We start from the raw sequence: 21895 nt of genomic DNA on the forward strand, positions 1-21895 counted from the left end.
CTGGAGCTTCGGTGAAAGGGCGGGACCGGGGCACAATCAACCACCTACAACACCTGCTCCACCGTCACCACCTCCTCAACCCCCCGCCCCACCAAATGCCCCGCCTCCCCCACCCGTTGCGCCAGCACCACCGCAGGGCGCGCCCCGTCCGACGCAAGCCGCATCCACGCCTCAAAATACGCACCCCCAGGCGCCAACATCGGCCGCAGCGGCGCGCTGACCACATCCCCCGCGTCCACGACCAGCGCCGTCCGCCGCGGCGCGGCAGCCGGAAGGGAATCCCGAGCCACCCCCGCCACCGCCTCCCCCACCGGCTTCACCTTCCTCCCCTGCGTGAACAACCCCAACTCGTACTCCAGCTCCGGGAAGTCCGCCAACGCCCGGTCCACATCATGCGAGCACCACCACGTCACCCCCCAAAGCCCCTCGCAGTCCAGCACGTTCAGCAGCGTCGTCCGAGCGAAGGACGCCGCCCGCTCCGGCGGGACGAACGGCGCGGGAGCGCCCACCTCCTGCAGCCACACCGGCCGCGCCGGATCCGTCGCCCACGCCTTGGACAGCTCGACGAGGTACGCCGCGTGCAGCCCCGTCGCCGCCCCGTCCGAACCGTGCCGCTGCGCCGTGCCGTTGAACACCCAGGAGTGCACCGCGGTCATGGCCCCGATGCGGGCGGCGTGCGCGGGGGTGAAGGGGTGCGTGCCGTCGTACCAGGCCGCGTCGTACGAGGCGTGCAGGTGCGCCCGCCCGGGGGCGGCGGCGTCGCAGGCCTCGATCATCCGCCGCGCCCAGCTCCCCGCCTCCCGGGCGTCCACCCGGTCCGGATCGGGATGCGGGTCGCCGGAGAACTGGTTGAATTCGTTCCCGACCGTCATGCCGAGGAAGTGGGGCCGTTCGGCCAACGCGCCTGCCAGCTCGGCCAGATAGCGGGCCTGGGCCTCGACGACGTCGGGGTCGGTGAAGAGGTTGCGCCGGTGCCAGGTGGTCACCCAGGACGGCAGGAAGTCGAAGCTCGACAGATGGCCCTGGAGCCCGTCCACCGCCACGTCCAGCCCGCGTTCGGCCGCCGCGTCCACGAGCCGCACGAGCTGCTCGACGGCGCGCGGCCGGATGAGCGTCCGGTTGGGCTGGAAGACCGGCCAGAGCGGGAACACCCGCACATGGTCCAGCCCGAGCGACGCGATGTCGTCGAAATCGGCGCGGACCTCGTCGAGATCGAAGTCGAGCCAGTGGTGGAACCATCCTTGCCGGGGGGTGTAGTTGACGCCGAAGCGCACGGTCATGAGCGAAAGTCCTCTCAGCCCTTGAGGGCGCCCTCCCCGACCCCGCGGAAGAAGTACCGCTGGAGGACGGCGAACATCACCAGGAGCGGGGCGACCGCGATGACGGTCCCGGCGGCGACGAGCCGCGGGTTCTGCTGGAACGTGCCGTGCAGGAAGTTGAGGCCGACGGTCAGGGTGAAGCGGTCGGAGTCCGAGAGCACGATCAGCGGCCACAGGAAGTCGTCCCACGCGCCCATGAACGCGAAGATCGCGACGACCGCGAGCGTCCCGCGCACCGAGGGCAGCGCGATCCGGGTGAAGCGCTGCCACACGTTCGCGCCGTCGATGATCGCGGCCTCCTCCAGCTCGTACGGGACGTTCGCGAACGCGTTGCGCATCAGCAGGACGTTGAGCGCGCCCACCGCACCGGGCAGGACGACGGCGACGAGGGTGTTGCCCAGCCCGAGATCCCGCACCATCGTCAACTGCGCGATGATCACGGACTCCAGCGGGACGAGCAGCGCCGCCACGAAGGCGAGCCCCGCCGCCCGCCGGCCCCGGAACCGCAGCCGGGCCAGCGCGTACCCGGCCGTCGACGCGCCGACGAGATTGGTGACGACGCTCGCCGCCGCGACCTTCAGCGAGTTCAGCGCGTAGTCCCAGACCGGGATGACGTCCGCGACCTCGGTGTAGTTGCCGCCGGTCGGGTGCTCGGGCAGGAAGCGCGGCGGAGAGGTGTAGACGTCCTCCGTCGCGCCTTTCAGGGAAGTGGAGAGCTGCCAGAGGAACGGGCCGACGGCGACGGCCAGTACGACGAGCATCAGTGCGTACCGCAGGACCGCCTCCCGGCGCCTCATCGGCCCTCGTCCTCCTTCCGGTTGGCCCGCAGGACCAGCAGCATCAGCAGCAGCGCGACGACGAAGACGACCAGCGAGATCGCCGAGGCGTAGCCGACGCGCCCGTTGAGACCGGTGCCGGTCCGCTGGACGAGCATGACCAGGGTGGTGTCGGCCCCGGCCGGCCCGCCGGTGGGACCGGCCAGCAGATAGACCTCGGAGAAGACCTTGAACGCCGCGACCGACGACAGGGCGCCCACCAGCACCATGGTGGAGCGCACGGCCAGGACGGTGACGCTGACGAAGCGGCGCAGGGCGCCCGCGCCGTCCACGGCGGCGGCCTCGTGCAGCTCGCGCGGGACGTTCGCGAGGGCGGCCAGATAGACGACCATGTAGTAGCCGAGGCCCTTCCACACCGTCAGCGCCATCGCGCTGAACAGCAGCAGCCATTGGTCGCCGAGGAAGTGCACGGGTCCCGCGCCGAGCACCCCCAGCATCCCGTTGACCAGCCCCCGGTCGTCGAGCATCCAGCCCCAGATGAGCGCCACCACGACGACGGAGGCGACGACGGGCGTGTAGAAGGCGGACCGGAAGAACGCCACGCCCGGCAGCCGCTTCTCCACCAGCAGCGCGAGCAGCAGCGGCAGCAGCACCGCGAACGGCACGACGACGAGCACGTACAGCCCGCTGTTGCGCAGCGCCACCCAGAACTGCTCGTCGTGCAGCATGTCGCGGAAGTTCCGGAGCCCGACCCACCCGCCGGGGTCGAGCGTACGGGCGTCGGTGAACGCGTGGTGGACGGTGGTGAGGAAGGGGTAGAGGGTGAAGGCGGTCACCACCGCGAGGCCCGGCAGGAGGAACAGCCAGGGGCTGACGGCCCGGTGGATGCGGACGTGTCCGGCCACGGCGAACCGTCAGCCCTGCCGCAGGAGTTCGTTGCTGCGCGCCACGGCATCGTCCAGCGCCCGCTGCGGCGACTTCTTGCCCTGGAGCGCCTTGGCGACCTCGTTCTTCAGCACGGTCTTCATCTCGTCGCTCATCACCACGGGGGTGTAATTGACCGCGCCCTTCAGCATCTTCGCCGAGGCGACGCGCACCCGGCCCTCGTCCGTGCCGTCGTCCTTCGTCCAGTACGGGGTGTCCAACGAGCCCTTGGTGCTGGGGAAGACGGCCACCCGGTGGGCGAACTCCTCCTGGTTCCTGCGCTCGGTCACGAAGTGCGCGAAGGCGACGGCCGCCGCCTTGTGCTTGCTCCGTGCGCTGATGCCGAGTCCCATCACATACATATTGGGCTTCCCGGTGTTGTTCGGCGCGTCGGTGATACCGAGACTGCGGTACAGACCCGGCGCGTTCTTCTTGAAGTTCGCCAGGTCGAGGGCGCTGCCGGGATTCATGGCCACCCGCTGTTCCAAGAATTTCTGGCCGACTTTCTCCGGGGTGTTGGTGAGCGCCTGCGGATCGAGCCCGCCGTGGTCGTAGAGCTCCTTGTACTTGCCGAGCAGTTCGACGCCCTTGGGCTCGTTGTAGGTGAATGCGGTGGCCTTGTCGTCCATCAGCCGGACGCCGTACCGGCCGAAGTCCTCGATGGACGGGGTGCCCGCCAGGGTGGCGACCTTGCCGCCGGACGCCCGGGCCATGGCCTCCGCCGCGCCGAACAACTCGTCGTAGGTCCTCGGCGGCTTCTCGGGATCCAGCCCGGATTCGGAGAAGAGCTTCTTGTTGTAGAAGAGCGGGCCGGTGTTGAGATACCACGGGAAGGCGTACGAACCGACCGGCCCCGGCCCCGGGAGGACGTTGCCCGCCCACGCCTCCGGCGTGTACTCGCCCTTGTACCGCGCCGTGGCCTTCTCCTCGTCGAGGTTGACCAGCATCCCCGCCCTGGCCAGCGGGTAGGAGAGGTCCGGGGAGACGTTGACGACGTCCGGCAGCGTGCCGCCCGCCGCATCGGCGCTCAGCTTGTCCGCGTAGTTGTCGGCGGGCTGGTCCAGCCAGGTCACCGTGACGCCGGGCTGCTGCTTCTCGAAGTCCCGTACCAGGCCCTCGAAGTAGTCCTTGTACTTCGCGCGCAGATTCCAGGTCTGGAAAGTGATCTTTCCTTCCGGCTTTCCGTCGGCGCTCGATCCGCTGCCACCGCCACCGCCTCCGTCCGCACCGCAGGCGGCCGTCAGGACGAGGGCGGCAGCCAGTAGCGGCACGGTGGCGAGGGCCGTTCCACGGGACAATGCCATGCCCGAAAAGGTGCACCCGGCAAGGGAGTTGCGTCAATACTTCCGTCAGGAACTAATGCGCTTTAGCTTGTTGGGGGATCGGACCGGACCGGGGAGGAGGAGCATATGACGCGCCGCCTCCCCGCCCGCCGTCCGACGATCAAGGACATCGCGCGCCGCGCGGGTGTCTCCGAGAGCGCGGTCTCCTTCGCCCTCAACGGCCGCCCCGGCGTCTCGGCCACGACGCGCGAGCGGGTCCGCCGCGTCGCCGAACAGCTCGGCTGGCGGCCCAGCACGGCCGCCCGCGCCCTGTCCGGGGAGGGCACGGCCACCGTCGGCCTGGTCCTCGCCCGCCCCGCCCGCACCCTCGGCGTCGAGTCGTTCTTCCTCCAGCTCGTCTCGGGCATCCAAGAGGCCCTGGCCGAGCGCTCCTTCGGGCTCCTCTTCCAGGTGGTGGAGGACGTCCGCGCCGAGTGCGCCGTCCACCGCCGCTGGTGGGCCGAGCGGAGGGTGGACGGCGTTCTCGTCGTCGACCCGCGCGAGGACGACCCCCGTTACGAACTGCTGGCCGCCCTCGGCCTCCCGGCCGTGATCGTCGGTGCTCCGGCCGGCCCGCTGCCGCCGACCGGGGCCGCGATCTCCACCCTCTGGGCGGACGACGCGGCCGCCATGGCCGCCGTCGTCGGCCACCTCCACGCGCTCGGCCACCGCCGCATCACCCACATCGCCGGGCTGCCCGGCCTCGCACACACCCGCCGCCGCATCGCCTCGCTGCGCGCCGAGGCCGACCGCCGGTGCCTGCGCCACACCGCCTCGGTGATCACCGACTACTCCGACGCCCAGGGCGCCGAGGCCACCCACCGGGTCCTCGCCGCCCCGCACCCGCCCACCGCGCTCGTCTACGACAACGACGTGATGGCCGTGGCCGGTCTGGCGGCAGCCGGTCGCCGCGGCCTGTCCGTCCCCGGCGACCTCTCGATCGTCGCCTGGGACGACTCGGTCCTCTGCCGCGCCACGCACCCGCCCCTGACGGCCCTCTCCCGGGACACGGCGGCGTTCGGCCGCCGCGCGGCCCGGCACCTCCTCGCCCTCCTGGACGGCGCGCCGCCGGTCTGCGTCCTGGCCGATCCGCTCCGGCTGGAGCCGCGGGGGAGCACGGCGGGCGTTCTCCAGGACGGATCCTGAGCAAGATCGCCGGATCCGGCGAACGCGGGCGAAATCGGAGAATGAATTTCAGGGAACCGGGCCTTCAGGGTGCTTCCCGGCCGCCCCGCCGGAGCGGGATCGGGCCAAGTCCCCTGGCTGATCGGCGCCTTGGCGGCTCGGCGGGATGCGGAGGCGTCGGACTCCGGGTCCGGGGGCGGACGAAGGTCACAGGCGCAGTCGAGTGATATGCCCCATTTCTTCGCTTTTTTGGTTACCTTGAAATGGCGGACGAGCGGTTTCCCGCGCCGTTCTCCGCGCTCGCGCCGATTGGGCAAAACCATGCGGGCGGCGTCAGCATGAGGTCCTCCCCCCCAACGGCCCTCCGTCCCGGAAGGAACACCCCCATGCGACCCCGCGCCCCCCGAGATCTGGCCGGACTGCCGTTCGCGGACCGCCTCGAACCCTTCACCGGCGAGATCGAGCGGGCGGGCAGCTACGAATGGGTTCACTTCGACGGCTCCGTCTTCGAGGACGTGGACGGCGGCAGCTCCCTCTTCAGCGAGTCGGCCTTCTCCTCCGTGACCTTCAACCGCGGCCGCTACCGGCGCTCCCGCTTCGACGACGTCTGGCTGCACAACATCCGGATGGTCGGCACCGACCTCGCGGAGAGCCGATGGCTGGACGGCGAGTGCATCGGCGGCGTCCTCGCCGGCACCGAGATCCACGGCGCCGAGATGTACCGAACGGTCTTCCATCAGTGCAAGCTCGACTCGGTCAACCTGCGCGCCACCCTGCTGAGGGACGTGACCTTCGTCGACTGCCTCCTGCGCGACGTGGACTTCGGCGGGGCGACGCTGAACGGGGTCACGTTCCCCGGCTCGACCCTGGACGGGGTCCGCTTCGACAGGGCCACGCTGAACAGGGTCGACCTGCGCGAGGCCGGCGCGCTGCGCATCGCCTCCGGGCTGGAGGGCCTCAAGGGCGCGATGATCAGCACGGGCCAGCTGTTCGACCTGGCGCCCGCGCTGGCGCAGTACGTCGGCCTCACGGTGAAGGACGACTGACGGGCAAGCTGACGGCCCGTCAGGCGACTGCCTCTCTCGTCTCGGGCCCTCCGGGCCCAAAGAAGCGGGCTACGGCGGGGGAGGGGGCGGGGCCGGCGTCCGTTGCCGGGCGCGGCCGCCGCCTCCCTGCAGCCGAAGGGCGGTGAGCGGAAGGTTGTAGTCATTGAAGGGGATGCGCCGTGCCCTAACCTTCCATAATTCAGCGTTCAATGACCACATGGTCAACAAGTGTCGCGCCTGACCCTCCTGGGGCGAGTCCAGGCCGCACTCGAACGCCGGCCCGGGCCCTCCCCTTCCGTAGCCGGCCGTCTTTGGGTCCGGAGGGCCCGAGGCGAAAGGGGTAGCCGGACGACGTCAATGCCGCGTGTGCCGGGCGTGGTGGGCGATGTAGGCCGCCGCCAACTTCTCGGCGTACGAGCCGAGTCCGGCCCTGCGGGCGGATCTCCACGCCGTGTCGAGCCGACGGCAGAGGGCGCAGCCGTCGATGGGGACGGGCATGGCGGGCGGGCCGCTGGAGTGGGGCAGCGGGATCATGAGTTATCCCAGAGGTCCGGGGCGGCGGCCTCTTCTTCCGTCACGACGGAAGGGCCGACCCAACTCACCCTGAAACGACGCTTGGTGAGCGGGTGCACCCCCGACCGGTGCCGCTCCTCGGGAGTGGCGAGGCGCAGCGCCTCGGCCCGGGCCTCCCACTCGCGGCCTCCTCCGGGCGGCCGGAGCCAGACGTTCTGGCCGTTCCTGTCCATGACTTGGCCGACCTTTTCGCGCCGCGTGTCCATCAGCCACGCACCTCGGGGGAACTCCGGTCCCGTTGTTCGCATGTTCGATCCTCTGGGTGTCCCGCCCGGGTCGGGAGGGAATCAACTGGGGAGGATCAGATTCCAGCCACGCGGCGCCGCTGACCAGGGTATTTTGCATGCCAAGTCCGCAGTGGAATGGGGGAATTGAACATATGGGCGAGGAGCGCGTGTCGCCTGCCGTGGAGTTCGGCAGGGAGATCAGGATCGCTCGCGGGGACCGTGGGTGGTCGCAGGAGCGGCTCGCTCATGAGATGCACTTCCAGCAGCCGTACGTCAGCAAGGTCGAGACGGGCCAGCAGCTGGCGAGCCCGCAGTTCGCGGAGCAGTGCGACCGGGTGTTCGGGACGCCGGGGGTGTACGCACGGATGCGGCAGAGGGCGGCGGATGCGGGGAGTCCTGTTTGGTTCATCCCATACCTGGAGTTGGAGCGGGAGGCGCTCGCCATCTGCGACTACTCAAGCGTGTTCGTCAAGGGCGTTCTGCAGACCCCCGAGTACGCGGAAGCTGTCTTTCGCGCCTGTCACCCACAGGAGTCGACAGAGCAGATCAAGGCGCGCGTTGCCCAACGCATGCGGCGCCGAGAAGTGTTCGACCGCACCAACCCGCCGAGGCTGTGGGTGATCTTCTACGAGTCGGTGCTGTGGTCCGGTTTGGGGGGACCCGCAGTTATGCGAGATCAACTGCGATTCCTGGCGGATGCCTCAGAGTCACCGAACATCACGCTCCAAGTGTTCCCGTTCGGATCGGGTGCTCCGGCTTGGGGTTTCCCCTTCAGCGTGATCACCCGCCGGAATGGAACCGATGTCCTGTACGAAGAGAGCTACACGCGAGGCCAGGTGACTGCCTCGGCGGAAGAGGTGAACGATGCGCGGTTGGCATACGAGCACCTACGTGCTGGCGCCTTGTCATGTGATGACTCGCTTTCACTTATCCGGAACATCATGGAGGCCCGTAGGCATGAGCAATATCCCCGACCTGTCCCGCTTGGAGTGGATCAAGTCGAGTCACAGCGCGGGAAACGGCGGCGACTGCCTCGAGTGGGCTCCCGGATCCATATCCGCCATCGCCCCCACCCGGAGTGAGTCGGAGTGGGCCAAGTCCAGCCACAGCGAGGGGAACGGAGGCATGTGCCTCGAATGGGCCCCCAGGTCCCTACCCGCCACCATCCCCCTCCGCGACAGCAAACGCCCCTACGCCCCCGGCCTCCTCATACCCGCCCCCTCCTGGTCCGCCTTCCTGGCCTACCTCAAGGCCGGGGCGTAACCGCGCCGCGTTCGAGCGGAAGTGCCCCCGCCAGCTCGCGCCACTGCCGCCGCAGCACGGCCAAGTCCTGCCCGTCCGCCACGACCTGCACGGCGACATGGTCGGCCCCTGCCGCCAGGTACTTCTCGACGCGCGCACGGATCCGCCCGGTGTCGCCGAGGGCGAAGAGCGTGTCGATGAGGCGGTCGCTGCCGCCGCCCGTGAAGTCGTCCTCCGTGAAGCCCAGTCGGGCGAAGTTCGCGGTGTAGTTCGGCAGGCCCAGGTAGGGGCGGAGGTGCCCGCGGGCCGTCTCCCGGGCGCGGGGCAGGTCGGTGTCGAGGACGACGGGCAGCTCCGGCGCGAGGAAGGGGCCGTCGCCGAGCAACGCGCGTGCTTCCGCGGTGTGTTGCTCGGTCGCGAGGTACGGGATGGCGCCGGCCGCGCGGTCGCGGGCGAGGTGGAGCATCTTGGGGCCGAGGGCGGCCAGGACGCGCCGGTCGGCCGGTACGGGCGTGGGCGCGTCGTCCAGGGCGGCCAGGTAGTCCCGCATGGCCGAGTACGGACGCGCGTACTGCGCGGCGAGCTTGGCGTGGCTGACGCCCAGCCCCAGGACGAAGCGCTCCCGCGCGGCGGTGTCGAGCGCCGCGTACCGGGCGGCGACGTCCGCCGCCTCGTGCTGCCAGATACTCAGGATGCTGGTGCCCACGACGGCGCGTCGGGTCGCCGCGAGGACGTGTGCGGCCTGCGCGGGGCTCGGACTGCCGCCGATCCACAGGGCGGTGAACCCCAACTCGTCCAGTTCCGCCGCCGCGTCCCGGATCTCCCCGGCCTGGTCGGCGTCGTCCGCGCGCAGCTGCATGCTCCAGATCCCGGTCGGGCCGAGTCCCTCGATGGGTGCCATGGTCTTTCTCGCCTGCCTTCCGCTCCGAGCCCCGGACATCATGATCCGACGGCCGGGGCCGTGCGGCACGCCGACGGTGGCGGGCGCCGCTCGTCCGACTCGCTGAGCGTGGGAGGCCGTGATGGAATACCGGTGCGGCCGGTCCTGCCGCCGGGGGGGGCGAAGGAGCCTCCATGAAGACTTCCCGATCCATATGCGCTGTGGTTCCCCTGACCCTCGCCCTGTGCTGCGTCGGCGCCCTTCCGGCCGGAGCCGGGCAACTCCCCGCGCCACGCGGCGGCGTGGACTGCGGCGGCTGGGAGCGGGAGTACGAGGACGCGACGATCCCCGCGGTCGGGCAGACGTGGACCCTGGACTTCGGCAGCAACACCCCCATCGGACCTGGTCCGTTCGTGGCCACGATCGCCTTCGCCTCGACGACCCAGGCGACGATCAAGGTGACCCAGGGGCCGGGGACCACCCAGGGCCTGACGCAGGACATCACGTACACCAGCACCCGGTTGCGGCCCTGCCAGTACGCCGTGACCTGGCACGAGCCCAAGACCGGCGTGTTCGTCACCCAGGTGGAGGACTTCGCCGAGCACCGGGCGTACGACACCATCGTCGACCCCGCCAAGGGCACGATGATCCATATGACGGCCACGTTCTTCCGCAGCCGGTAAGAGCCCCGCTCCCCGTCACTCCGCCGTCCGTCGTGGGCGGGCGGGAGCCGGGAGCGTGTGCGACGGTGAGGCCATGAGAGTGGGAATCATCGGTGCCGGCCGTGTCGGCACCGCTCTGGGAAGGCACTTCACCCGGGCCGGGCATCAAGTGATGCTGGCGAACTCCCGTGGTCCGCAGACCCTCGCCCAACTCCTGGACGAGCTGGGGGAGAAGGCGTCGGCGGGAACGCCGCAGGAGGCGGCGGACTTCGGGGAGGTCGTCGTCCTGGCGGTCCAGTGGGACCAGAAGGAGGGGGCGGTGGCCCTGGTCTCCTCCTGGGACGGGCGGATCGTGCTGGACCCGGTCAATCCCAGCCGGGAGACGGCGAACGGCCTGGAGCACATCGACACCGGAGGCCGTCGCACCAGTGACGTCGTGGCCTCGCTCGTGCCGGGAGCCCGCCTGGTGAAGGGCTTCAACACCTACCCCGCACAGACCCTCGCCCAGGACCCCGCCGTCGACGGCGGCCGCCGTGTCGTCCTCCTGGCCGGCGACGACCCCGAAGCCAAACGGAAGGTCGCCGAGCTGGCCGACAGTTCCGGCTTCCAGGCGGTCGGCACCGGACCGCTCGCCGAAGGCGGTGCCCTCTTCGAGACGGGCGGCCCGCTGAGCGGCCCGCACACCGCGCTGATCGCCCTCTGACACCCCCGCGGTACCCCGGCCGGTCGCCCGTTCGGGCCGCCCTGATGGCAGGGCGGGCTCCGAGCGCATCGAATGGACACCCGGAGGTGACGTGATGCCGGTCGTGAACACCGGATCCGGCCCGGTGCGCGGTGTCGAAGAGGGGCCGGTGGCCGCCTTCCGGGGCGTGCCATACGCGGCCTCCCCGGTGGGGGAGCTGCGGTTCGCCGCGCCGCAGCCGCACCCGGGCTGGAGCGGGGTGCGGGACGCGGCGCGTCCCGGTCCGGCCGTCCCTCAGGAGCACTCCCGGCTGGAGGCGGTCATGGGGGCGCGTCCGCCGGACTGGGACGAGGACGGGTGCCTCAACCTCAACGTCTGGACGCCCCTGACGGCCCTCGCCGGAACCGGGGCCGGGGCCGGGGCGGCGGAACCACGCCCCGTGCTGGTGTGGTTCCATGGCGGCGGCTGGTCCAGCGGTTCCGGTGGGTGGGACTGGTACGACGGCGGCCGTCTGGCCGCGCTCGGCGGGATCGTCGTGGTCACCGCCAACTACCGGATCGGCCCGCTCGGTTACCTCCACCTGCCCTCCATCGGCGCCGACAACCTCGGCCCCCAGGACCAAGGGGCCGTCCTGCGCTGGGTGCGCGACAACATCGCCGCGTTCGGCGGTGACCCCGGACTGGTCACCGTAGGCGGGCAGTCGGCCGGTGCGTACTCGTCCCTCCACCTCGCCATCGACCCCGGAACCAGCGGTCTCGTCCGCCGGATGATCGTCCAGAGCGGACCCCTGGGGCTGGCCCCGCAGGACCCCGTCGACGCGGACGGGAGCGCCGCCGCCTATCTGCGCGTCCTCGGTGTCGACCGGGCCGATGACCCCGGCAGGGCATTGCGCGCCCTGTCCATCGAGGAGTTGCTGGACGCGTACCAGCGACTGGCGGCCGTACTCGACCGTCCGCCCGGCGACATCGCGCCGCCCATGTGGCCCGTACTCGGCCACCCCGGCACACCCCGCACCTGGCAACAGGCCGTGGCCGACGGCGCTTTGGACGGCAAGGACGTCCTCATCGGCACGGTCGCGGACGAGATGACGGCCTTCCTCGCCTTCGACCCGCGCATGCGGGACCTCACCCGGGACGGTGCCCTCGGCCTGCTCGCCGGCCTGACAGGCAGGCTCGGCCCCGACGCCCCGGCCGCATACGAGCGCTACGAGGCCGAGCGCCCCGGCGCCGCACCCGACCGCGTCTACACCGACCTCGCCACCGACCGCGTCTTCCGCGACGGCGGTACGCGGATCGCCGCACACCGGGCCGCCCAGGGGGCCGCGTCCTACCTCTACCGCTTCACCCGCCGCCCGGACCCCGACGAGCACGGCCTGCGTGCCACACACTGCTGCGAACTCCCCTTCCTCTTCGGGACGTTCGAGACCTACCCGGACGCCCCCATGCTCGGCCCGGTCGGCGACCGGGACCGTACGCTGGGCCGCGCCTTCGGCGGCGCGCTCGCCGCCTTCGTCGCCACCGGATCCCCCAACGGCGACGGCCTCGCCCAGTGGCGTCCGTACGGCCCCGGGCCGGACACGAACGTCATGTGCTTCGGCCTGCCGTGACTCCGGCGTTCCGGCTCCCCGTCCACACGCGGCAACTCGCCGTCGCGGCCTATGCGGTGCTCGCCGCCGCCATCGGGTTCGACCTGAGCACCGGCCCGCACTGGACCATCTCGCCCGTGCTCGCCGCGGCGCCCGTGCTGGCCGGCGTCGGCACCCGGCGGGCCCGGATCCCGCTGGCGGTGGGGGCGGTCGCCCTGGTGCTGGTGGTGGTGCTGGGGGTGCACGACCGGGCCGTCGCGCTGCTGGACCAGGTCGCCTCCGGATTCGCGGTGCTGGCCACGACCTGTATCAGCGCCGCCAACGTCGTTCTGGTGGCGACGCGCGAGCGCGAGCTGGTGCACTCGCGCTCGGTGGCCGAGGCGGCCCAACTGGCCCTGCTGCGCCCGGTCCCGGAGCGGATCGGCGGGCTGCGGGTGGCGGTGCGGTATCTGGCGGCGGCCGCCGACGCCCGGGTGGGCGGGGATCTGTACGAGGTCCTGGAGACGCCTTGCGGCGCCCGGTTGATCATCGGTGATGTACGGGGCAAGGGCCTGCCCGCCGTCGAGACCGCGGCCGACGTCCTGGGCACGTTCCGGGAGGCCGCCCAGGTCGAGGCCGGCCTGGGCGACGTGGCGCGGCGGCTCGACGCCGCGGTACGGCGGCGCGGGGGCGGCGAGGAGTTCGTGACCGCCGCCCTGCTGCACATCGGGGAGCCGGACGCACCGGCGGAGATGGTGAACTGCGGCCATCCGCCACCGCTGTGCAAACAGGGCGATGCGGTCACCAGGATCGAGGCGCGGACGGCGGACGGCGATCCTCCGCTGGCGCTGCGGGAGTTGGACGAGCGGCCGTACCACACCGAGAGGTTCACGTTCGGCAGGGGCGACCTGCTGGTGCTCTACACGGACGGTGTGACCGAGGCACGGGACGCGGAGGGGCGGTTCTACCCGCTGGAGAGCCGGCTGGCGCGGATGCCGGAGAACTCTCCGGACGCGCTGGCCGACCGGCTGGTCGCGGATCTGCTGGCCCATGCCGGTGGGACGCTGTCGGACGACGCGGCGTTGCTGGTGGTCCGCCGCCAGCACTGAAGGGTCAACTGCGCGCCCGCAGATACGCGGTGACCCGCTCCACCTCGTGGTCGTCCGCGGCGGAGACCGCGCGCAGGATCTCCGGGGCGAGCGCCACGTCCCGGCCGAGCCGGTCGTACGCCCGCCGGGCGCGCCGCCGGTACAGGTCGGTGATCGGTGACGCGTCCAGGAGGGGATGCGGGATCCGGAGTTCGAACTCGGTGGCGGTGTCCAGCATTTCGGCGGCACTGAGCTCCGTCGCCTCCGCCGCGGTCATCGTCCCGATGGGTGCGCGGCCCGGCTCGAAGGCGGCGTACGGTCCGGGGTCGTACGCCGGATCCGTGATCAGACCGGCCAGCAGGTTCGCGATGACGGGGGAGGCGTGGAAGCCGTCCCGGTAGGTCCCGGTGGCGAAGAGGAGTCCCGGCAGCGGGGAACGGCCGAGGAGGGGGAAGGTGTCGAGGGGTCCACGCCCTACGGCCGGCAGAGCCTGTACATCGTCTGCTGAGCGGTACCGGCTCTACCGGCTCCGGGCCCCTGTCCGACGGGCGGGGGCCCGTACCCGCCGCGACCAGCCCATACGGTTTAATTGCGACTGATTCGCAACAGCAATGAACCGAGAGCAAGGGAGCGCGGCGCATGACGGCCCGATCCGCCCGATCGATTCGGGGAATGGCCGCCATGGCCATGGCAGGCGTCCTGGCCGCGGGAGCCGCCACCGCCTGTTCCAAGCCCTCCGACAAGGGGACGAAGGGCGGCAAGGACTCCCTCGTCGTCGGTCTCGCCAACGAGCCGGACACCCTCAGCCCGCTCCTCGGCTACGGCAAGGACGGCAACTCCAAGATCTTCGACGGGCTGCTGACCCGCGACGCGGACATGAAGCTCAAGCCGGCGCTGGCCGCCGCGCTGCCCGAGGTCGGGGACGGCGGCCGGACGTACACGTACAAGCTCCGCAAGAACGTGAAGTTCAGCGACGGCAAGCCGTTCACGGCCAAGGACGTCGTCTTCACCTACGAGACCATCCTCGACAAGAAGACCAACAACGAGGCCAAGGGCGAGCTCGACGCCATCGACGGGGTCACCGCGCGCGGGGACGACACCGTCGTCTTCAAGCTGAAGTACGCCTACGCGCCGTTCGCCGAGCGGACCGTGCTGCCGATCGTCCCCGAGCACGTGGCCAAGGGCCAGGACGTCAACACGGGCGCGTTCAACACCAAGCCCGTCGGCACCGGCCCGTACGTCCTCACCGGCTGGAGCAAGGGCGAGAAGCTGACCTTCACGGCCAACCCGGACTATTGGGCCGGCGAGCCGAAGATCAAGAAGCTCACCATGGCGATCATCAAGGACGACGACGTGCGCGCCACCCGGCTGCGCTCCGGCGACCTCGACGGCGCCATCCTGCCCCCGAACCTCGCGGACGGCTTCAAGAAGGACCCGGGCAAGAAGCTGATCACGGCCCGGACGACGGACTTCCGTGGTGTGACGCTGCCCACGGCCAACAAGGTCACCGGCGACCTCGCCGTCCGCCGCGCGCTCGACCTCGCCGTGGACCGCAAGGCCATGGTCGACAAGCTGCTGGAGGGCAAGGGCCACGAGGGCTACGGGCCGGTGCCGACCGACAGCCCGTGGTTCGCCAAGGGCACGGAGCGCCCGTACGACCCGGACAAGGCGGAGAAGCTGCTCGACGACGCCGGCTGGAAGGCCGGGGACGGCGGGATCCGCGAGAAGGACGGACAGAAGGCCGAGTTCACCCTCTGGTTCCCGGCGGGCGACAAGCTCCGCCAGGAGCACGCCCTCGCCTTCGCCTCCGACGCGAAGAAGATCGGCATCAAGGTCTCCGTGCAGAGCGGCACATGGGAGGTCATCGAGCCGAAGATGAAGAACGAGGCGGTCCTCGCGGGCGGCGGTAACCCGGCCGACCCCGACTTCGACCTCTACAACCTCCTCCACTCCTCCCTCGCCCTCGACGGCTTCAACAACATGGCCGCGTACGACAACCCCGAGGTCGACAAGGCCCTGGAGGACGGCCGGCACGCGAGCGACAAGGCCGCCCGCAAGGCCGCCTACGACAAGGTCCAGCGCGGCCTCGCCGACAACCCCGGCTATGTCTTCTTCACCCACGTCGACCACCTCTACGTCGTCGACGACGGCTGGCAGGACCTGACGACCCAGGTCGAGCCGCACGACCACGGCCTGGGCGCGGGCCCGTGGTGGAACGTCGAGGCGTGGCAGCCGAAGAAGTGACCGTTCCCTGGGCCCCCATGGCCCGCATGGCGGGACGGCGGCTGCTCGCCGCCGTCCCCGTGCTGGCCGTCGTCACCTTCGCCGTCTTCGCCGTCGCGGCGGCCTCGCCCTTCGACCCGGCCTACGCCGGCTCCTCCGGGCCGGTCGCCGGGCGGGGCGTGCTCGACCAGGTGCGCGAGAACCTGGGCGCCGACCGCCCGTTCGCCGTCCGCTGGTGGGAGTGGATCACCGGCGCCCTCACCGGCGACCTCGGCGACTCCACCAGCCTGCGGCAGCCCGTCGGGCAGGTCATCGGCGAGCGCATCGGCTGGTCGGTGCTGCTGTGCGCGGTCGCCTTCGCCCTCGCCGTGGCCGTGGGCACCGCCCTCGGCGTGCTCGCGGCCCGCCGCCGGGGCGGCTGGTTCGACCGGATCGTGACCTCGCTGGCGTACGCGCTGGAGGCCGCGCCCCCGTTCTGGCTCGGGCTGCTCGCCGTGTGGTTCTTCGCCCTCAAGCTGGACGCGCTGCCGGCCGGCGGGCTCACCGACACCGGCAGCGACGCCGTCACCGCCGGCCAGGTGCTCTCCCATCTGGTGCTGCCCGCCTGCGTCCTCGCGGTCACCCAGCTGCCGTGGTTCGTGCTCTACGTCCGCCAGGGCGTCGGCGACGCGCTCGCCGAGGACCCCGTGCGCGGCGCCCGGGCCCGCGGCCTGAGCGAGCGCACCGTCCTGCTCGGCCACGCCCTGCGCTCCGGCCTGCTGCCCGTCCTCACCCTGATCGGCTCCCGCGTGCCCGAACTGATCACCGGCGCCCTGCTCGTGGAGACCGTCTTCAGCTGGCCCGGCATCGCCTCGGCCACCGTCGAGGCGGCGACCTCCGTCGACTTCCCGCTGCTCGCCGCGCTCACCGTGCTGGCCACGGCGGCGGTGCTCGTCGGCAACCTGCTGTCCGACCTGCTCTACGGGCTGGCCGACCCGAGGGTGGGCTTCGATGGCTGACCGCCTGCGCCTGTCGGCCGCCGCTGTCGTGCTCGTCGTCCTGACGGCCGTCGTCGCCCCGCTCGTCTGGCCCTTGGACGAACAGGCCGTCGATCTCGCGGTCAAGCTCCAACCGCCCTCCTGGGCCCACCCGTTCGGCACCGACGAGGTCGGCCGTGACCTGCTCCTGCGCTGCGTCCACGGACTGCGCGTCTCGCTCCTCGTCGGCGTCGTCGCCGCGCTCGCCGCGACCGTCGCCGGCACGGCGGTGGGCACGCTCGCCGGGGCGCTGGGCGGGTGGACCGACCGCGTGGTGATGCGCGTCGTCGACCTCTTCTCGTCCGTGCCGCACCTGCTGCTCGGGATCTTCGTCGTCGCCATGTTCCGGCCCGGCGTCTGGCCGGTCGTCGCGTCCGTCGCCGTCACCCACTGGCTGTCCACCGCGCGCATCGTCCGCGCCGAACTGCTGTCGCTGCGCACCCGCCCCTACATCGACGCGGCGATATCCGGCGGCGCCTCGCGGTGGCGCGTGACCGTGCGGCACCTGCTGCCCGCGGTGCTGCCGCAGGCCGGGCTCGCGGCGGTGCTGATGATCCCGCACGCGATCTGGCACGAGTCCGCGCTGTCCTTCCTCGGCCTCGGCCTGCCCGCCCACACGGCCAGCCTCGGCTCGATGGCCCAGGCCGCGCGGGGCACGCTCCTCGCCGGCGACTGGTGGCCGACGCTCTTCCCCGGCCTGTTCATCGTCGTCCCCACGCTGGCCGTGGCGGGGCTGGCGGGGGCCTGGCGGGCACGCCTCGACCCCCGCCGCCGATCGGAGCTCGCGCTGTGACGTCCCCCGTCCTCGACGTACGCGGCCTGACCGTCCGCTTCCGCATGCCCGGCGGCGGGGAGGTCGCGGCCGTCACCGACGCCTCCTTCCGCCTCCGGCCCGGCGAGTGCCTCGCCCTCATCGGCGAGAGCGGCTGCGGAAAGTCCGTCCTCGCCTCGGCGCTGCTCGGCCTGCTGCCCGGCAACGCGCACGCGAGCGGGCAGGCGCTCCTCGGCGACCTGGACCTGCTGACGGCGGACGAACGCCTCCTCGCCCGCACCGTGCGCGGCCGGCGCATCGGCCTCGTCCCGCAGAGCCCGTCCGCGCACCTGACCCCGGTGCGCACCGTGCGCTCCCAACTCCGCGAGACCATCCGCGCGTTGACCGGCCGCCGCGGCGGCGAGGAGGCCGCCGCCGACCGGGCCGCGTTCCCCGCCGACCACCTCGACCGCCACCCCCACCAGCTCTCCGGCGGCCTCGCCCAGCGTGCGGCCACCGCGCTCGCGCTCGTCGGCGACGCGCCGCTGCTGCTCGCCGACGAGCCGACCACCGGGCTCGACCGGGACCTCGTCGAACGCACCGCGGACGAACTGCGCCGCCACGTGGACGAGGGACACGCCCTGCTGATGATCACGCACGACCTGGCGGCGGCCGAGCGGATCGCGGACCGCGTCGCGGTGATGTACGCGGGCCGGATCGTCGAACTCGCCGACGCGCGCGCCTTCTTCGGCCTGCCCGGCCCCCGCCACCCCTACGCGAGCGCCCTCCTCGACGCCCTCCCGGAGCGCTCCTTCACCCCCATCCCCGGCATGCCGCCCGAGCTCGGGTCCCTCCCCGACGGCTGCGCCTTCGCGGCGCGCTGCCCGTCGGCGACGGACGCCTGCGCCGCCGTGCCGGCCTTCGACGGCGCCGTCGCCTGCCACCATGCCCGGAGCCCCCGTGCTTGAACTGCACCACATCACCGCCGGATACGACCGTCGCGACCCGGTCGTCCGCGACGTCTCCCTGACCCTCGCCGACGGCGAGTCCGTCGGCCTGCTCGGCCCCAGCGGCTGCGGCAAGTCCACGCTCGCCCGGGTCGCGGCCCTGCTGCACCGCCCGGACGCGGGGACGGTCGTGATCGACGGGACCGAGGCCCGCGGCTGGCGCCACCGCGCCCCCCGCTCCCAACGCACCGCCTTCGGCGTCGTCTTCCAGCAACCCCGCCTCTCCGCCGACCCGCGCCTGCGCCTGCGCGACCTGATCGCCGAACCGCTGCGCGCCACCGGCGCCGCCCCGGACGTCGCCGAACTCGCCACGACCGTGGGCCTCTCGGACGAACTGCTCGCCCGCCGCCCCCACCAGGTCAGCGACGGCCAACTGCAAAGGGCCTGCCTGGCCCGGGCGCTGGCCCTGCGCCCGCGCTGGCTGATCTGCGACGAGATGACGGCGATGCTGGACGCGTCGACGACGGCGGCGCTGGTCTCCGTCGTCGAGGCGTACCGGGAGGAGAGCGGGGCGGGGTTGTTGGCGGTGGGGCATGATCCGGTGTTGTTGGGGCGGTGGTGTGATCGGGTGGTGCGGTGGGGGGAACTAGGGCGTGACGGAGCGGTGGAAGTGCCGTGACCTGACCGCATCGGCACGATCCTTCTGGCCTGTTGAGGCATTCCGCTCGAAGCTGCTGCGCTGTACTTTTTCCGGGTATTTCGTCAGGGCGGGGACGGCATGTGCGGCCGCCGGCCGCCTCCTTCGAGGAGGCAGGGTGAAACCTTCTTGGCGCAAGCCCGCGCCACTCGGCTGGTCGGCCGCGCGAGAGGGGCAGTACACGACCGCGGCGCCCCTCCTGGGCGGCGCGAGCATCACGCTGCTGGGGCTCGTCATCACGGACCGCGACAGGTTTCGCTGGCCGGACCCCACGCTGCTCGCGCTCGCGCTGACGGCGCTCTTCATGGTCATGGCGGTGGTATGGGGAGTGCGCTCCCGCCAGTATCTGTACTCGCGCGGCGATGTCGAAGCCTGGTGGGGTCCGCTTTCCGAGATGTCCGACGACCGCCACGAAGAGCTGATCCAGGATCAACGGATGCACTACTCCATGTGGTCCAGGCTGGCCGGTAGAGCAGACTTCTGCTACTCGTCGGGGCTCCTGTGCCTGGCGACAGCAAGCAGTCTTGCGCTGGTCCCTCCGGCTCACGCGGCGGCGCCCGCGTGGAGGTGGCTCGCCGCAGGAACTACGGCAGCCCCGGTCGTCGTTGTGCTGCTCGCCTGGGCGATGCCCTACTTGTGCAACGTGATTCGGAAATGGCAAGCCGACGACCACGGCTCGACGTGACGACAAGGAGCGCCATGCCTCCTCGACAGTGCCCCGGCTGCGACGCCGCTCCGAGCGAGAGGACCGACCACTACGCCGACTGCCCGCTGAAGGACATCCCGCTCGCGCAGGTCGCCGGACTGACGCTCAAGGAGGCCAAGGCGAAAGCGGAGCAGTGGCGATCGCAGAGCAAGTGACCCCCGAATGAACAGTGTCGGACAGGGCGACGGTACGGCCTGCGAGAAGGAAGCCGCTGACCGGCGGCACCAGGCGCTGCTCCGCGCCGGTCGGTGAGCCTGCTGATCCGTGAGTGCAGTGGTGTCTGCTTCGGCCCCCATGCGGATGCTGCGCGTCGCCGAACGCCGATATGGCCCATCGGTCTCGACATTATGTCGGTTCAGTGGCTGCTGCCTGCTGAGTTCCGAGGGCATCGAGGAGTTGTCCAAAGCTGATCATCTCGTCGTCGTGACTGAAGTCGAGGGCCTGCAGCAGGGCGTCCCACCGCTCAGGGGCACCACCGCACCGGGCGATCAGAATGGGCATGGGCAGGTTGGGCTCGTCCCAGGTGAGAACCCTGTCGGCGGGCATCTGGCGCAGATGGTCCATCGTGCGGTGCCGGGATCGCAGGACGGCGTGATACACGTCGTTGCGCGACAGCACGCCCTCCGTCTCGGGGGCGTCAAGCCAGGACTGCAGGACCGCGGCCGGGTCGGCGAGACGGTCGAGTTCGTCGTCGGTCAGCAGTCGCAGCACCCCGTCGCCTTCTTCGGCCGGAGTAAGGTCGGCCGCGGTTGTACGCAGCCAGTCCGGTGCGCCGTCCTGGTGGGAGATCCAGGCGAGTTCAAGTGGGTGCAGCGTCGGGAGTAGTTCGGTGACCGCGGTACGCGGAGTGCGTGGGTTGCCGGCGAGAGCGACGAGGGCTTCGGCCCGATGGTGCTGGTGATTTCGTTGCAGTAGCCGGGCCGGACTGTCGAGGTCGGCATCGTCGTTGATATGGGCCCAACGAGGGTCTGGCGGGACGGAGACGACTTTGGGCTGCTCCAGGACGGCCAGCAGGGCGCACGCCTTCGCCAGGTGCCCGGAATTGTTACTGAGGAGGGCCAAGTCCTCGACGAGAGAGAGTGTTTGGTGATCGGGCGTACTTTTCCGGGGTGAGGCCAGCAGTCGACCGCGGCGGACGCAGGCGTCGGCGACAGCATGCAGCTCTTCGGCTGCCATGTCGGCCAGGCGAGGGTTCCGGCGTACTCGTTCGGCGATGTGGTGCAGTCGATGGCGACCGGTCACGCTCGGTTTGGGCAGTTCGGTCAGCTCCGGCAGGCAGAGTGCCGGTAGACAAGCGCGCAGGAGGTCCTCGTCCAGTGCAGGAGGCGGCTCGGCCGGAATTCCGCGCTCACCCGTTTCATCGTCGGGAAAAACGCTGGTTGATGCCTGGAGATGCCGACGATGAGCCTCGAGTTCGGCCTGATCGAGCAGAAGGTGCCGTACCGCTGGGCCAAGGGTCGGGTGACCGATCAGCTCGTGCCACCGCTCCGGGCATGTGGCGAGAATGCGCCAGTCGAGGCCATCGCCCAATCGGCTGGACCAGCCGAACGGGCGTGTCCAGTCATCGCACTCCTCGGGGGTGAGAAGCGCGGAGGCCAAGGGTGTCAGCGAACGCTCCAGGACGGCGTCGAACAAGGCCCGGGGCATTGGCGGAACAGAACTCTTCTCCGAGCGATATTGATAGAGGTCCCAGCCGGTGACGATGTACTCGATATCGGTGTCGTTCAGCAGCGGCAGCAAGGAGATGGCGGCATCGACCTGTCCGGTATGGCGTGCCAGACCGACCACCAACTCCCGCGAGACGCGATGGGTGCGCAGGATCGCCGGGAGGTCACCAGCGGTCACCACGCCCGTCTCGACGAGGTCGGCCACCTGCTGGCCGTCGGTCTGTTCGAGCAGCCGTCCGCGCAATTCCGGGTCGGTTGTCCTGCTCAGCAGAGCGGGCACCGCTTCGCGGAGCGCCCGCTTGCGCCACTCCTCACCTTGACTGTCGGTGCCGTACCAGGAATGGGAGACCGCGCACAGTGCCTCGATCACTGAGGGCAGTGCCGCGTCCGGCAGTTCGTCGCTCACCGCCAGGTGCTGCCACAGTCGGTACGTTCGGGCGTTCACCATGCCCTGTCGC

General features: G+C 71.2%; 24 protein-coding genes. 15 read left to right on the top strand and 9 right to left on the bottom strand.

Translation table 11 applies throughout. From position 1 onward, the window contains the following. Nucleotides 1-44: 44 nt before the first annotated feature. Genes AB8735_RS31795 through AB8735_RS31810 form a run of 4 tightly spaced genes read right to left on the bottom strand, consistent with a single transcriptional unit; the run spans nucleotide 45 to nucleotide 4323 of the window. Nucleotides 45-1280, bottom strand: a complete 1236-nt coding sequence (locus AB8735_RS31795; protein ID WP_372411086.1) for a glycosyl hydrolase — start codon at nucleotides 1278-1280, stop codon at nucleotides 45-47. A gap of 14 nt (nucleotides 1281-1294) precedes the next feature. Further along, nucleotides 1295-2116 (bottom strand): carbohydrate ABC transporter permease, encoded by an 822-nt coding sequence (locus AB8735_RS31800; RefSeq protein ID WP_372411087.1) that lies wholly within the window; start codon nucleotides 2114-2116, stop codon nucleotides 1295-1297. Beyond that, the gene (locus tag AB8735_RS31805; RefSeq protein WP_372411089.1) at nucleotides 2113-3000 is read right to left on the bottom strand and encodes a carbohydrate ABC transporter permease; all 888 of its coding nucleotides are present in this window, start codon (nucleotides 2998-3000) and stop codon (nucleotides 2113-2115) included. Before AB8735_RS31805 ends, AB8735_RS31800 begins: the two co-directional genes overlap by 4 nt. 9 nt (nucleotides 3001-3009) lie before the next feature. Further along, nucleotides 3010-4323, bottom strand: a complete 1314-nt coding sequence (locus AB8735_RS31810; RefSeq protein ID WP_372411090.1) for an ABC transporter substrate-binding protein — start codon at nucleotides 4321-4323, stop codon at nucleotides 3010-3012. 105 nt (nucleotides 4324-4428) lie between these two features. On the opposite strand from AB8735_RS31810, the gene AB8735_RS31815 reads away from it, so the two are divergent. Further along, nucleotides 4429-5487: a LacI family DNA-binding transcriptional regulator gene (locus tag AB8735_RS31815; RefSeq protein WP_372411091.1), complete on the top strand. Its 1059-nt coding sequence runs from the start codon at nucleotides 4429-4431 to the stop codon at nucleotides 5485-5487. A 365-nt stretch (nucleotides 5488-5852) separates the two neighbouring features. Next, complete coding sequence (locus AB8735_RS31820) at nucleotides 5853-6512, top strand: pentapeptide repeat-containing protein (protein ID WP_372411093.1); 660 nt, start codon at nucleotides 5853-5855, stop codon at nucleotides 6510-6512. Between the two features lie 354 nt (nucleotides 6513-6866). Here AB8735_RS31820 and AB8735_RS31825 read toward each other — a convergent pair whose 3' ends face one another. Beyond that, a complete protein-coding gene (locus AB8735_RS31825; protein ID WP_372411094.1) occupies nucleotides 6867-7046 on the bottom strand; it encodes a hypothetical protein in 180 nt (59 codons plus the stop codon). After that, nucleotides 7043-7291 carry a hypothetical protein gene (locus AB8735_RS31830; protein ID WP_344023428.1) on the bottom strand — a complete coding sequence of 83 codons (249 nt, stop codon included), beginning with the start codon at nucleotides 7289-7291 and terminating at the stop codon, nucleotides 7043-7045. Before AB8735_RS31830 ends, AB8735_RS31825 begins: the two co-directional genes overlap by 4 nt. A gap of 173 nt (nucleotides 7292-7464) precedes the next feature. Between AB8735_RS31830 and AB8735_RS31835 the strand changes: the two genes are divergently transcribed. Then, entirely contained in the window at nucleotides 7465-8394 is a 930-nt protein-coding gene (locus AB8735_RS31835; RefSeq protein ID WP_372411096.1) for a Scr1 family TA system antitoxin-like transcriptional regulator, read from the top strand. Continuing rightward, the gene (locus AB8735_RS31840; RefSeq protein ID WP_372411098.1) at nucleotides 8297-8575 is read left to right on the top strand and encodes a DUF397 domain-containing protein; all 279 of its coding nucleotides are present in this window, start codon (nucleotides 8297-8299) and stop codon (nucleotides 8573-8575) included. Before AB8735_RS31835 ends, AB8735_RS31840 begins: the two co-directional genes overlap by 98 nt. Here AB8735_RS31840 and AB8735_RS31845 read toward each other — a convergent pair. Next, a complete protein-coding gene (locus AB8735_RS31845; RefSeq protein ID WP_372411099.1) occupies nucleotides 8559-9455 on the bottom strand; it encodes a TIGR03620 family F420-dependent LLM class oxidoreductase in 897 nt (298 codons plus the stop codon). The genes AB8735_RS31840 and AB8735_RS31845 overlap by 17 nt on opposite strands. A gap of 173 nt (nucleotides 9456-9628) precedes the next feature. Between AB8735_RS31845 and AB8735_RS31850 the strand changes: the two genes are divergently transcribed. From AB8735_RS31850 to AB8735_RS31865, 4 genes are all read left to right on the top strand, one after another. After that, a complete protein-coding gene (locus AB8735_RS31850; protein WP_344023434.1) occupies nucleotides 9629-10117 on the top strand; it encodes a hypothetical protein in 489 nt (162 codons plus the stop codon). Between the two features lie 73 nt (nucleotides 10118-10190). After that, nucleotides 10191-10799 carry an NADPH-dependent F420 reductase gene (locus AB8735_RS31855; RefSeq protein WP_372411100.1) on the top strand — a complete coding sequence of 203 codons (609 nt, stop codon included), beginning with the start codon at nucleotides 10191-10193 and terminating at the stop codon, nucleotides 10797-10799. Nucleotides 10800-10893: 94 nt separating this feature from the next. Continuing rightward, nucleotides 10894-12384, top strand: coding sequence for a carboxylesterase/lipase family protein (locus AB8735_RS31860; protein WP_372411102.1), 1491 nt, complete (start codon nucleotides 10894-10896; stop codon nucleotides 12382-12384). Next, nucleotides 12381-13451 carry a PP2C family protein-serine/threonine phosphatase gene (locus tag AB8735_RS31865; RefSeq protein WP_372411103.1) on the top strand — a complete coding sequence of 357 codons (1071 nt, stop codon included), beginning with the start codon at nucleotides 12381-12383 and terminating at the stop codon, nucleotides 13449-13451. The genes AB8735_RS31860 and AB8735_RS31865 overlap by 4 nt, the downstream gene beginning before the upstream one ends. A gap of 4 nt (nucleotides 13452-13455) precedes the next feature. On the opposite strand, the gene AB8735_RS31870 is transcribed toward AB8735_RS31865, so the two are convergent. Then, complete coding sequence (locus AB8735_RS31870) at nucleotides 13456-13707, bottom strand: hypothetical protein (protein ID WP_372411104.1); 252 nt, start codon at nucleotides 13705-13707, stop codon at nucleotides 13456-13458. Between the two features lie 362 nt (nucleotides 13708-14069). On the opposite strand from AB8735_RS31870, the gene AB8735_RS31875 reads away from it, so the two are divergent. The 7 genes from AB8735_RS31875 to AB8735_RS31905 all read left to right on the top strand — a co-directional run bounded on the left by AB8735_RS31875 (nucleotide 14070) and on the right by AB8735_RS31905 (nucleotide 19925). Further along, nucleotides 14070-15674, top strand: coding sequence for an ABC transporter substrate-binding protein (locus AB8735_RS31875; RefSeq protein ID WP_372411106.1), 1605 nt, complete (start codon nucleotides 14070-14072; stop codon nucleotides 15672-15674). A 17-nt stretch (nucleotides 15675-15691) separates the two neighbouring features. Next, nucleotides 15692-16651, top strand: coding sequence for an ABC transporter permease (locus AB8735_RS31880; protein ID WP_344023595.1), 960 nt, complete (start codon nucleotides 15692-15694; stop codon nucleotides 16649-16651). Continuing rightward, nucleotides 16644-17462, top strand: a complete 819-nt coding sequence (locus AB8735_RS31885) for an ABC transporter permease (RefSeq protein WP_372411107.1) — start codon at nucleotides 16644-16646, stop codon at nucleotides 17460-17462. The genes AB8735_RS31880 and AB8735_RS31885 overlap by 8 nt, the downstream gene beginning before the upstream one ends. A gap of 44 nt (nucleotides 17463-17506) precedes the next feature. Continuing rightward, entirely contained in the window at nucleotides 17507-18388 is an 882-nt protein-coding gene (locus AB8735_RS31890) for an ABC transporter ATP-binding protein (RefSeq protein WP_372411949.1), read from the top strand. Next, the gene (locus tag AB8735_RS31895; protein ID WP_372411108.1) at nucleotides 18381-19046 is read left to right on the top strand and encodes an ABC transporter ATP-binding protein; all 666 of its coding nucleotides are present in this window, start codon (nucleotides 18381-18383) and stop codon (nucleotides 19044-19046) included. Before AB8735_RS31890 ends, AB8735_RS31895 begins: the two co-directional genes overlap by 8 nt. A 136-nt stretch (nucleotides 19047-19182) precedes the next feature. Then, nucleotides 19183-19749, top strand: a complete 567-nt coding sequence (locus AB8735_RS31900) for a hypothetical protein (protein ID WP_372411110.1) — start codon at nucleotides 19183-19185, stop codon at nucleotides 19747-19749. 14 nt (nucleotides 19750-19763) lie between these two features. Further along, complete coding sequence (locus AB8735_RS31905) at nucleotides 19764-19925, top strand: hypothetical protein (RefSeq protein ID WP_372411112.1); 162 nt, start codon at nucleotides 19764-19766, stop codon at nucleotides 19923-19925. A gap of 190 nt (nucleotides 19926-20115) precedes the next feature. Here the strand turns inward: AB8735_RS31905 and AB8735_RS31910 are convergent, their stop codons facing one another. Then, nucleotides 20116-21843 (bottom strand): hypothetical protein, encoded by a 1728-nt coding sequence (locus AB8735_RS31910; protein WP_372411113.1) that lies wholly within the window; start codon nucleotides 21841-21843, stop codon nucleotides 20116-20118. Between the last annotated feature and the right edge of the window lie 52 nt (nucleotides 21844-21895).

It is taken from the genome of Streptomyces luteireticuli, assembly GCF_041519305.1.
GTDB classification, from domain to species: domain Bacteria; phylum Actinomycetota; class Actinomycetes; order Streptomycetales; family Streptomycetaceae; genus Streptomyces; species Streptomyces luteireticuli.

Excerpts from the sequence above, each read along its gene's own strand:
- AB8735_RS31795 (WP_372411086.1), bottom strand. The coding sequence starts at position 1,280 with ATGACCGTGCGCTTCGGCGTCAACTACACCCCCCGGCAAGGATGGTTC.
- AB8735_RS31800 (WP_372411087.1), bottom strand. The coding sequence starts at position 2,116 with ATGAGGCGCCGGGAGGCGGTCCTGCGGTACGCACTGATGCTCGTCGTA.
- AB8735_RS31810 (WP_372411090.1), bottom strand. The coding sequence starts at position 4,323 with ATGGCATTGTCCCGTGGAACGGCCCTCGCCACCGTGCCGCTACTGGCT.
- AB8735_RS31815 (WP_372411091.1), top strand. The coding sequence starts at position 4,429 with ATGACGCGCCGCCTCCCCGCCCGCCGTCCGACGATCAAGGACATCGCG.
- AB8735_RS31820 (WP_372411093.1), top strand. The coding sequence starts at position 5,853 with ATGCGACCCCGCGCCCCCCGAGATCTGGCCGGACTGCCGTTCGCGGAC.
- AB8735_RS31825 (WP_372411094.1), bottom strand. The coding sequence starts at position 7,046 with ATGATCCCGCTGCCCCACTCCAGCGGCCCGCCCGCCATGCCCGTCCCC.
- AB8735_RS31830 (WP_344023428.1), bottom strand. The coding sequence starts at position 7,291 with ATGGACACGCGGCGCGAAAAGGTCGGCCAAGTCATGGACAGGAACGGC.
- AB8735_RS31835 (WP_372411096.1), top strand. The coding sequence starts at position 7,465 with ATGGGCGAGGAGCGCGTGTCGCCTGCCGTGGAGTTCGGCAGGGAGATC.
- AB8735_RS31845 (WP_372411099.1), bottom strand. The coding sequence starts at position 9,455 with ATGGCACCCATCGAGGGACTCGGCCCGACCGGGATCTGGAGCATGCAG.
- AB8735_RS31850 (WP_344023434.1), top strand. The coding sequence starts at position 9,629 with ATGAAGACTTCCCGATCCATATGCGCTGTGGTTCCCCTGACCCTCGCC.
- AB8735_RS31855 (WP_372411100.1), top strand. The coding sequence starts at position 10,191 with ATGAGAGTGGGAATCATCGGTGCCGGCCGTGTCGGCACCGCTCTGGGA.
- AB8735_RS31860 (WP_372411102.1), top strand. The coding sequence starts at position 10,894 with ATGCCGGTCGTGAACACCGGATCCGGCCCGGTGCGCGGTGTCGAAGAG.
- AB8735_RS31870 (WP_372411104.1), bottom strand. The coding sequence starts at position 13,707 with ATGACCGCGGCGGAGGCGACGGAGCTCAGTGCCGCCGAAATGCTGGAC.
- AB8735_RS31875 (WP_372411106.1), top strand. The coding sequence starts at position 14,070 with ATGACGGCCCGATCCGCCCGATCGATTCGGGGAATGGCCGCCATGGCC.
- AB8735_RS31880 (WP_344023595.1), top strand. The coding sequence starts at position 15,692 with ATGGCCCGCATGGCGGGACGGCGGCTGCTCGCCGCCGTCCCCGTGCTG.
- AB8735_RS31885 (WP_372411107.1), top strand. The coding sequence starts at position 16,644 with ATGGCTGACCGCCTGCGCCTGTCGGCCGCCGCTGTCGTGCTCGTCGTC.
- AB8735_RS31890 (WP_372411949.1), top strand. The coding sequence starts at position 17,507 with ATGCCCGGCGGCGGGGAGGTCGCGGCCGTCACCGACGCCTCCTTCCGC.
- AB8735_RS31905 (WP_372411112.1), top strand. The coding sequence starts at position 19,764 with ATGCCTCCTCGACAGTGCCCCGGCTGCGACGCCGCTCCGAGCGAGAGG.